This window comes from Micromonospora sp. NPDC005220 (assembly GCF_040607895.1).
Lineage (GTDB): Bacteria > Actinomycetota > Actinomycetes > Mycobacteriales > Micromonosporaceae > Micromonospora.
Window position 1 is genome coordinate 1,606 of the sequence record NZ_JBEXHP010000156.1, and the last position, 8,746, is coordinate 10,351.

The following is an 8,746-nucleotide window of genomic DNA, read 5'->3' on the forward strand; positions in this document are numbered from 1 at the left end:
CGTTGCGACTGGGGCTACTTTCAAGCGTAGCGCTGGCCGCAGCCCACTGGTCCGCGGCGTCCGCGCGCGAGCGCGTCCCCCGCCGGCGCGGGCGGGCCCGGCCCGCCGCCGACGACCAATCAGATCTTGGCGACCTGGTTGAAGTTGAGCTCCACCGGAGTCTCCCGACCGAAGATCGACACCAACACCTTGAGCTTCTGCTGGTCCGCGTTGATCTCGCTGATCGTGGCCGGCAGCGACGCGAACGCGCCGTCGGTGACGGTGACGGAGTCACCCACCTCGAAGTCGAGGACCTTGATCTCCGGCTTCGCCTTCTTCTGCTCGGTCTCGACCGCCGGCGCCAGCCACTTCAGCACCTCGTCGAGCGAGAGCGGAGCGGGCCGGTCGGCCCGGTCGGTAGCGCCGACGAAGCCGGTCACACCCGGGGTGTTCCGGACACAGGAGTAGGACTCGGCGGTCAACTCCATCCGGACCAGGATGTAGCCCGGGAAGACCTTGGCCTGGATTTGCGAACGCTTACCGTTCTTGACCTCGACCTCTTCCCGGGTCGGCACCTCGACCTGGTAGATGAAGTCCTCCATGTCGAGGCTCGTGATCCGGGTCTCGAGGTTGGTCTTGACCTTGTTCTCGTAGCCGGCGTACGAGTGCACCACGTACCAGTCACCCGGCGCGTAGCGCAGCTTCTGCCGCAGCTCCGCGACGGGGTCGTAGTCCTCGTCCGGTGCCGGCTCGGTCGTTGGGAACTCCGGCTCGCTGGCGGCCTCAACCGACTCGTCACCAGCCGCCGTCGCGACCGTGGACTGCTCGTCCACCGGTCCGGCGGTCTCGTCGTACTCAGGCACGCTCGCTCACTTCCGTCACTATGGCTGGAGGCAGCCGGTCAGTCCGAGTTGCCAAAGACAAACAACACGACCTTGGCGAAGCCGAAGTCCAGCACACCCACGATCGTCAGCATCACCGCGACGAACGCCACCACCACGGCGGTGTAGGTCAGCAACTCCTTGCGGGTCGGCCAGATGACTTTACGCAGTTCGGCCACGACCTCGCGGAAGAACCGGGCGATCCGGCCGAACACGCCCACCCGGCTCGTTTCCGACCGGGTGGTCGGCCGGCTGTCCGCCGACTCCGCCCGGGCACGCGACCGCGTGGCGGTGCCTCCCCGGGAAACCGGCTCGTCCGCGCCGGAGGCGTCGTCGTCGGCCACGTCGTCGACGACCTCGTCGTCCAGACGATCGTCGCCGTCGTCGTCGCGCCGCTTGTTGTCGGCCACTTCGCCCTCCGTCGCGGAATCTGGGGTCGCACGCCGAGTGGCGTACGCGGCGCTGGTCACGCCGGCCGGACCCAACCGTCCCGCGACGGGCCGCGGCCGGTGGATCACCAGGGAGGGCCCGATTGCCTCGGAACCACCCCGCCGATGCCACCACCACGGGCCGGACGCCGCCAAGCTGGCGGCGCGACCCACGGGAACGGTCAGGCCTGAGGCGCAGGGGTGACAGGACTTGAACCTGCAGCCTGCGGTTTTGGAGACCGCTGCTCTGCCAATTGAGCTACACCCCTATGCGGCAACACTCGCCCCACGCGGCCACAGACGACCGAGCAGGGGTCACTTGCCCCACGGCGGACCAGTGTACGGGTAGCCGCCCGACTTTCCCAACCGGTCTCTCCGCCACGCGTGGCGGGGTCGGTTCAGCGTGCCGTCCGGATGGTTGCCCGGGCCTGCGACAGCACCTTCTCGCCCAAGCAGGTGGCGGTCACCTCAAGCCGGGTGAGACCGTCCTCGGTCACCTCGCGGACCCGCGCGGTGACCTCGATCTCGGTCCCCTGCTCGTCGTCCGGGACCACCACCGGCCGGGTGAAACGCACGCCGTACTCGACCACCGCGTCCGGCGACCCGGCCCACTCGGTGACCGCCCGGCCGACCAGCGCCATGGTGAACATGCCGTGGGCGATCACCCCGGGCAGGCCCACCTTTGTGGCGACCCGGTCGCTCCAATGGATCGGGTTGAAGTCGCCCGAGGCGCCGGCGTAGCGGACCAGGTCAGCACGGGTCACCTGAAACGTCTGTGCTGGCAACTCCATCTCAGACCTCCCCGCGGATGACATACCTGGCCCAGACGGCGACCACCGGTTCCCCGCCGACGGTGCTCACATCGGTGCGCGTGGTCAGGAAGCCGTGCCCACCCCTGGTGCTGACGTCCTCGATGGTGTTGGTGCAGACCAGCTCGTCGCCGGCGACCACCGGCCGGGTGTACGCGAACCGCTGGTCACCGTGCACCAGGCGGCTGTAGTCGACACCCAGGGCCGGGTCCTCGATGATCTGGCGGCTCGCGGCCATCGTCACGATCACCGGGAAGGTCGGCGGAGCGACCACGTCCGGGTGGCCCAGCGCCCGCGCGGCCTCCGGGTCGTGGTGGGCCGGCTCGGTGGAGCCGATGGCGCTGGCGAACTCGCGGATCTTTTCTCGGCCCACCTGGTAGGGGGCGGTCGGCGGATAGGTCCGGCCGACAAAGGAAGGGTCCAGAGGCATGCCGCGAACCTACACGGAAAGCCCAATCGCCGACCTGATCGGTAGGCGGCGGCGGAGCCGCACCAAACCGGTCAGATCGGCGATGGGAAAGAAAGCCTCGACAGCGGCCGGCCAATGGCCGGCCCGCGATCAGCGGGTCTCGCGGTGGACCGTGTGCCGACCGTCGCGCGGGCAGAACTTCTTCATCTCGATGCGGTCGGGGTCGTTGCGCCGGTTCTTGCGCGTGATGTAGTTGCGCTCCTTGCACTCCACACACGCCAAAGTGATCTTCGGCCGGACATCGGTAGCCTTCGCCACGGCGGAGTGCCTTCCTCGCTAACGGAAACAACTACGACGCGCCAGCCTAGACGCTGACAGCGCGGACATGCAAAGTGGGCGCCGGAAGCGCCCATTTCTTACGACCACCGGCAACGAGCCCGGAAGACGAGAGTAGCGGTGGCCGGACTTGAACCGGCGACACAGCGATTATGAGCCGCTTGCTCTACCATCTGAGCTACACCGCTGCGATGGGTCCAGCTGAACCCTCGAGCCCCCTTACGGAATCGAACCGTAGACCTTCTCCTTACCATGGAGACGCTCTGCCGACTGAGCTAAGGGGGCCTGCGCGATCTCCCCGTGGGGCGCGCAGGAGTAAGAGTACACGGCCCGGCTCGACAGGTGAAATCGGATCCCCGGTGATCGTCTGCGCCCTGCTCAGGGCACGACACGCAGGCGCGGCAGCTCCCCGTTGGAGATCGTCTCCGGCTCGACCTGGGCGCCGAACCAGGCAGCCAACCGCTCGTACGGCAGCGGCCGGCTGAACAGGAAGCCCTGCCCGATCTCACAGCCGATGTCCTGGAGCAGCTCCAGGGTCAGCTCACTCTCCACCCCCTCGGCCACCACGGCCAGGCCGAACTGCTGGGAGAGGGTCACCACCGCGTTGACGATCGCCAGGTCCCCCGGATCGGTCGCCATGCCCTGCACGAAGGAGCGGTCCACCTTCACCTCGTGCACCGGCAGCCGGCGCAGGTGCGCCAGGGACGAGTCGCCGGTGCCGAAGTCGTCCACCGACAGCCGCACGCCGAGATCCCGCAGCCGTTGCAGGGTGGGGATGGGTCGGTCCGTGCCGTCCAGCACCCCCGACTCGGTGATCTCCAGGGTCAGCCGCTGCGCCGGCACCTTGTACTCGGTCAACAGCTCCTGGACCCGGTCAGGGAAGTGCTGGTCGATGAGCGTACGGGCCGAGAGATTGACCGCGATGGGCAGCGGCTGGTCGGCCAGCGCCCAGTCCCGACTGCGGCGGAGGCCCTCCCGGAGCACCACCTCGGTGAGCCGGCTCAACTGGCCGGTGTGCTCGGCCACCGCCACGAAGTCCTCGGGAGCGACAGTGCCGTGCGCCGGGTGCTCCCACCGGGCCAGACACTCGACACCGACCAGGCGCCGGTCCCGCAGAGTCACCTTCGGCTGGAAGTAGACCTCCAACTCGTCCTTGTCGAGTGCCTGGCGCAGGTCGCCGGCGAGACCCAGCCGGCGCAGTGAACGGGACTCCAGCGCGGGGTTGAACAGCTGCACGCTGCCCGGCACCGACTTGGCCGCGGTGGCGGCGAGGTCGACCCGGAGCAGCAGGGTCGCCGCGTCGCTGCCGTGATCCGGGTGTACGGCCACCCCGACGGCGGTGTTCACGTCGAGGGTGAGCGCGTCGAAGACCATCTCGTCGCGGATCTGTTCACGCAACTGGCTGGCCAGCTCAAGTGCCGCGTCGGCGCTCTCCAACCGCAACGTCACCAGGAACTCGTCGCCGCTCGCGCGGCCGACCAGCGCCGACGACGGCGCGTTGGCCCGCAACCGGTTGGCGACCTCGGCGAGGACCTTGTCCCCCGCCGCGTGGCCGAGCGACTCGTTGACCTGGCGCAGACCGTCCACGTCGAAGAGCAGCAGCGCCACCACCTCGCCCGGCGCGCGAATCTTGACCGATTCGGTCAACGCGGCAGTGATCCGCCGTCGGTTGGGCAGCTTGGTCAGCCCATCGTGGTAGGCGTCGTGCCGCAGTTGGTCGACCAACCGGTTGTTTTCCAGAGCCACCGCCGCGTGCGCGGCCACCGTCTCGAAGACGGCGATGTCCGCAGGCGTGAAGTGGTTGCCGTCGCCGAGCCGGTTGGCCACCTCGAGAGTCCCGATGACCACCTGACCGGACCGCAGCGGCACCACCACGATGTCCTTGATCCGCCGCTCAGCGAGATCGGCGCGGAACTCACCATCGGTGGTCACCCGGCGGCCCACGGCGACGGTGCGGCGAATGTCGCGCACCCGCTCCCGGATCGTCGACGGAGTGTGCGCCAGGTCGAGCAGGCCGGGATCGTCCACCCGGGCGGTCAACAACGTCTCCGGGTGCCGCCCCTGAGCCGGAAGCCAGAGCGTTGCGTACTCCGCCTGCATCAGGGCCCGAACGCGGCCAAGCAGAGCGTCGGCCAGGGTGCCGCTCTGACCACTCTCGACCACCGCGCCGGTCAGATCGTACAAATCCTTGAGGGTGCGGTGCTGCCGGAAGAACTGGGCGTACGACCGGTAGACCAGGACGAGCCCGGCGCCGAGCGCGGCGAGCAGGATCAGCGACCACCAGGTGCTCCGCACCAGGATCACCACGATCAGGCCGACAGCCACGTTGATCGCTGCCGTGAGCATCGCCGGCTTGGTGGTGCGTAACGCTCCCCGCCCGGTCTGCCAGCCGTGCAGCAGCGTGTGCACCGCGGCCACGCTCGTGATGCTGACCAGGAGCACGATGCCGACAGCGGCGAAGACGCTGATCCAGGTGAGCGGGCCGACCCCTTTGATCGGCGGCAGAGCCTGGAGAACCAACGCCGCCAGTGACGTACCCGCGGCGGCCCGCGCGACGTTGAACCAGATCTTCGGCGCCGACAGCCGCTGCCGCGTGTGGGTGATGAGCGAGGTCAGCGTGTAGATGAGCGCCACCGTCAGCGGCGGCAGGAAGCAGAGCGCGAGAACCAGCGGCAGCTCGGTGAGCGTGACACCGATTGTCTGCCGCCGGACGATCAGGCTGAGCAGCGGCAACCCCGCCGCGATCATGAGAACGAGGAAGAGTGCCGCTTGTGGCCAGTGGCCGAACGGCTTGTCCGCGACCAGCCCGGTGATCGTCGCGCAGGCGACCGCGATCAAGGCGAGAGGTGCGGTGATGATCCAGGCATCCTCGGAGGACCTGCGCCGACGTTGACCGTTACCGATCATGGCGCTCCTTCGACTCGACACCTCGCCGCCCACGCACCGTCCCGCCAGTGGCGCACGGCAACCCCGGACAGGTTCGGTGACAGGCCCGGGGCGCCGAGTTTACTGCCAGATGACGTCCGCAGTCTGCGCACCGCCCTGCGGAATATCAGTGAGGTCGACACCGCCAATGCCGCCCCAGAGTGCGGCCAGAACGAAAAGTGAGCCAAACAGCCGGCCCAACCTACGACCAGACATGATTGCTCCTGTCGGAAAGTGTCGTGGGGGTAGTGGAGATTCCACGATCGTGCCACAGTGCGGGCAGCCATAGTAGTAGGGGCGGCCCTGACTGACCCCACCGTCTGTGACTTCCCGCCGTTCGGCCCACCGCCCTCATCACACTGGGCCAGATCACGAGCCTGCGGGGCAGATCACCGCTTCACACAGCGTTGAATACGACCTTCAACGCAATTCGGCGCAGCCACAACGGAGCTGCCAAATCTGACCTGTCGGTCACTCTAAGTGATGACTCGAAGAGGTGCGCCCATGCCTGCGCTCTACGCCAGCCATCGACCACCATACCTGGTCTTCGTGAACGCGCCAGTACCTCGACGCATCCTTTCCGATGCGCGATGTCGGCTCGGGAGGATTCACGACGAGGGTCTCCCCCCCGCCCAACGGGGCGACCGTGGAGTGCGGTCGCCGCCCGGACCGAAACGCGAATCGCCGGAGACCAGGCTGCTTGATCATTGGCCGCGCGCTTGGCATCGCGGCGTACCCGATGGCCCGCGCCCGGTCCGCACCTCCCCGGCACGTGCGCGTGCGCGGCAGGACGGCAAGGCTGTCAGCCATGTGACGGCACCCTGACGGAGCGACGGGACGCGCCTACGCTGAGCGGACGGTTCGCCCGGCGACGCTCCGAAGGGAGCCGTCCCATGCCATCCCCCCTCGCCACCGCTCTCCTCGTGGCTACCTTGACGGCCGCACCCACCCTCGCGCCCAACGCCGCCGCCGCGTCCGGCGCCCGGGCCAGCTATCGCATGGTGGACCTCGGCACCCTCGGCGGCGACAGCAGCTTCGCCAGCGCCATGAACGACCGGGGTGACGTGGTCGGTCGCGCCCAGGCCGCCGGCGGCACCTGGCGTGGGTTCCTCTGGCACCACGGCCGCATGACCGATCTCGGTGCCTTCACCCCGACCGACGTCAACGACCGCGGCCAGGTCGTCGGCTACCCCGACGACGGCTCCGGCGGGTACGTCTGGGACCACGGCGTCCTGCGGCCACTGGGCCCGTCCGCCCGGCCCGTGGCGATCAATGACCGTGGTCAGGTCGTCGGCCAGACCGACGCCGGCCCCATCCTCTGGACGAACGGCCGAGCCCGGCCCCTGCCTCTCAGCGACGTGTCCGACGTCAACGAGCACGGCCAGGTCTCGGGCGGGGTCTTCATGCCGCCGGACGGCTACCACGCCACCCGGTGGCACAGCGGCCGAGTCACCGACCTCGGCGCCGGCCCCTTCAACCGCAGCAACACGTACGCCCTCAACGATCACGGCTGGGTGATCGGCTGGCAGTTCTCAGCCGATCAGTTCCCGCGCGGCATCCTCTGGCGGCGCGGCCGCGCCCTGGACGTCGGCACCCTCGGCGGCAGTTACACCGAACTGCGGGCGATCAACAACCACGGCGAGATCCTGGCTATCTCCCAGGCCAGCGACAGAAGCGCCCGCCCGGCGCTGTGGCGACGCGGCGTCCTGCACGACCTCAGCGTCGCCGGGATCAGCACGTACGGCGAGGTCGTCGACCTTGATGACCGTGGCCGCATCGCCGCGTCGATCCGCACGGACTCGGGTGCCAGAGCGGTCACCTACCACCCGCGCTGACAGGGCCGGTCCCGGGCGGCGACGGGTCGCCGTGGCCCGTGCGGCTAATCCGCGCCCTGAGGGACACGGACCACCGACGCGCCGGATGTGGCACGGCCAGCTTATTTGCGCAGGTCAGAGCGAAAACTGGAGAGCGACCCTGACTGGCGTTCGCGCTGCTCAGGGGTCGCTCTTTGCGCCTGGTGGCGGGTAGAAGACTCCACCCCCTGAAGCTTTGCCGATTTACCGGACGCCCGTGATCTTGACTCGTTTCTCCCCTGGCGCTCCGGCAGTCCACGTCGCCGTCCACCAACTGCCTACTACTGGCGTTGCTCCCGGCCCCGGCCTGCTGGCGACCTCCGGCCCGGCATCGGCCGGGCCGGCCGGCCGGCCACGTTGACGGGACACAAGACTTAAGACCTCGAGGCTCCGCCCCGAACCCCGGCCCTCCTCAGAGATCGGCCCAGCTCGCGATGCCAGCCGCTAATCGCGGATTACAACTCCTCGAACAGCTCCCACTGGATGTTGTCCGGGTCGCGGAAGACGATCATGACTGGACCCTTTGAGTCCGCCTTCACTCCACTGTTTGGACCTCGTTCGCCGCCAGCACATCGGCGAGACGTGCGACTTCACCCACGGCCACGCCGATGGCGATGTGGTCCAGGCCGATGCGCGCTTCGGTGAAGCGGTCACCGGAAGGCGTGCCAGGCAGGGCCGGGTGAAGCACAAGGCTGGTTGAGGTGCCCCCCAGCCTGAACCGCAGCTTCTCACCCGGAAAGTCTTGATCCACCCGCAGCCCCAGGACTCCCTCATAGAAGCGGCGAGAACGTTCCAAGTCGCTGACGCGCAGCGTGATGTGATGAAACTGGTAAGTCATCGAGCGGACGTTAGGTCCGAGTCCACTGCCCGTCAACGACATTCCGGCCCGGGCCATCCGTGGGCCAGTAACCGCGGCACGCAGCGGTCACGAGCGGGCACGAGACGCAACCGGGTCAGCCGCCGACCGTAGGCGTTTCGGGAATCACGAACGGTTGAGCACGCTCTTCCAAACTGACGGTGTCTCGCGACCTCTAGATGACTGAGTCCCAAATCTGAGCTGGTGAGGCGGTGGTCGTACCGCATAGGGAAGGGTGTCGTTGTCTGCTCGTGACTGCTGACATCGACA

At 68.3% G+C, this 8,746-nt stretch carries 8 protein-coding genes and 3 tRNA genes; 1 reads left to right on the forward strand and 10 read right to left on the reverse strand.

What is annotated here, in order from left to right; translation table 11 throughout:
* Positions 1-119 precede the first annotated feature (119 nt).
* The 9 genes from nusG to ABZU52_RS30205 all read right to left on the reverse strand — a co-directional run bounded on the left by nusG (position 120) and on the right by ABZU52_RS30205 (position 5,749).
* Positions 120-842, reverse strand: a complete 723-nt coding sequence (gene nusG, locus ABZU52_RS30165; RefSeq protein WP_112584800.1) for a transcription termination/antitermination protein NusG — start codon at positions 840-842, stop codon at positions 120-122.
* 38 nt (positions 843-880) lie between these two features.
* On the reverse strand, positions 881-1,270 hold the full coding sequence (secE, locus tag ABZU52_RS30170) for a preprotein translocase subunit SecE (RefSeq protein WP_354974338.1): 390 nt from the start codon (positions 1,268-1,270) through the stop codon (positions 881-883).
* A 214-nt stretch (positions 1,271-1,484) separates the two neighbouring features.
* Positions 1,485-1,557: transfer RNA gene (locus ABZU52_RS30175), tRNA-Trp, on the reverse strand.
* A gap of 129 nt (positions 1,558-1,686) precedes the next feature.
* Positions 1,687-2,079, reverse strand: a complete 393-nt coding sequence (locus ABZU52_RS30180) for a MaoC family dehydratase (RefSeq protein ID WP_354974339.1) — start codon at positions 2,077-2,079, stop codon at positions 1,687-1,689.
* A gap of 1 nt (position 2,080) precedes the next feature.
* Positions 2,081-2,527, reverse strand: a complete 447-nt coding sequence (locus ABZU52_RS30185) for a MaoC family dehydratase N-terminal domain-containing protein (RefSeq protein WP_354974340.1) — start codon at positions 2,525-2,527, stop codon at positions 2,081-2,083.
* Positions 2,528-2,656: 129 nt separating this feature from the next.
* Positions 2,657-2,824, reverse strand: a complete 168-nt coding sequence (gene rpmG, locus ABZU52_RS30190) for a 50S ribosomal protein L33 (protein WP_341717669.1) — start codon at positions 2,822-2,824, stop codon at positions 2,657-2,659.
* A 133-nt stretch (positions 2,825-2,957) separates the two neighbouring features.
* A tRNA-Met gene (locus tag ABZU52_RS30195) sits at positions 2,958-3,030 on the reverse strand.
* A gap of 24 nt (positions 3,031-3,054) precedes the next feature.
* Positions 3,055-3,127: transfer RNA gene (locus tag ABZU52_RS30200), tRNA-Thr, on the reverse strand.
* 93 nt (positions 3,128-3,220) lie between these two features.
* On the reverse strand, positions 3,221-5,749 hold the full coding sequence (locus ABZU52_RS30205) for an EAL domain-containing protein (RefSeq protein ID WP_354974341.1): 2,529 nt from the start codon (positions 5,747-5,749) through the stop codon (positions 3,221-3,223).
* 941 nt (positions 5,750-6,690) lie between these two features.
* Here ABZU52_RS30205 and ABZU52_RS30210 point away from each other — a divergent pair.
* The gene (locus ABZU52_RS30210) at positions 6,691-7,602 is read left to right on the forward strand and encodes a hypothetical protein (protein ID WP_354974342.1); all 912 of its coding nucleotides are present in this window, start codon (positions 6,691-6,693) and stop codon (positions 7,600-7,602) included.
* A gap of 553 nt (positions 7,603-8,155) precedes the next feature.
* Here the strand turns inward: ABZU52_RS30210 and ABZU52_RS30215 are convergent.
* Positions 8,156-8,458 (reverse strand): VOC family protein, encoded by a 303-nt coding sequence (locus tag ABZU52_RS30215; RefSeq protein ID WP_354974343.1) that lies wholly within the window; start codon positions 8,456-8,458, stop codon positions 8,156-8,158.
* Between the last annotated feature and the right edge of the window lie 288 nt (positions 8,459-8,746).

What these genes read in the sequence shown, in the direction of transcription:
- ABZU52_RS30215 (WP_354974343.1), bottom strand. Translation starts at nt 8,458, where the DNA reads ATGACTTACCAGTTTCATCACATCACGCTGCGCGTCAGCGACTTGGAA.
- ABZU52_RS30180 (WP_354974339.1), bottom strand. Translation starts at nt 2,079, where the DNA reads ATGGAGTTGCCAGCACAGACGTTTCAGGTGACCCGTGCTGACCTGGTC.
- ABZU52_RS30185 (WP_354974340.1), bottom strand. Translation starts at nt 2,527, where the DNA reads ATGCCTCTGGACCCTTCCTTTGTCGGCCGGACCTATCCGCCGACCGCC.
- ABZU52_RS30205 (WP_354974341.1), bottom strand. Translation starts at nt 5,749, where the DNA reads ATGATCGGTAACGGTCAACGTCGGCGCAGGTCCTCCGAGGATGCCTGG.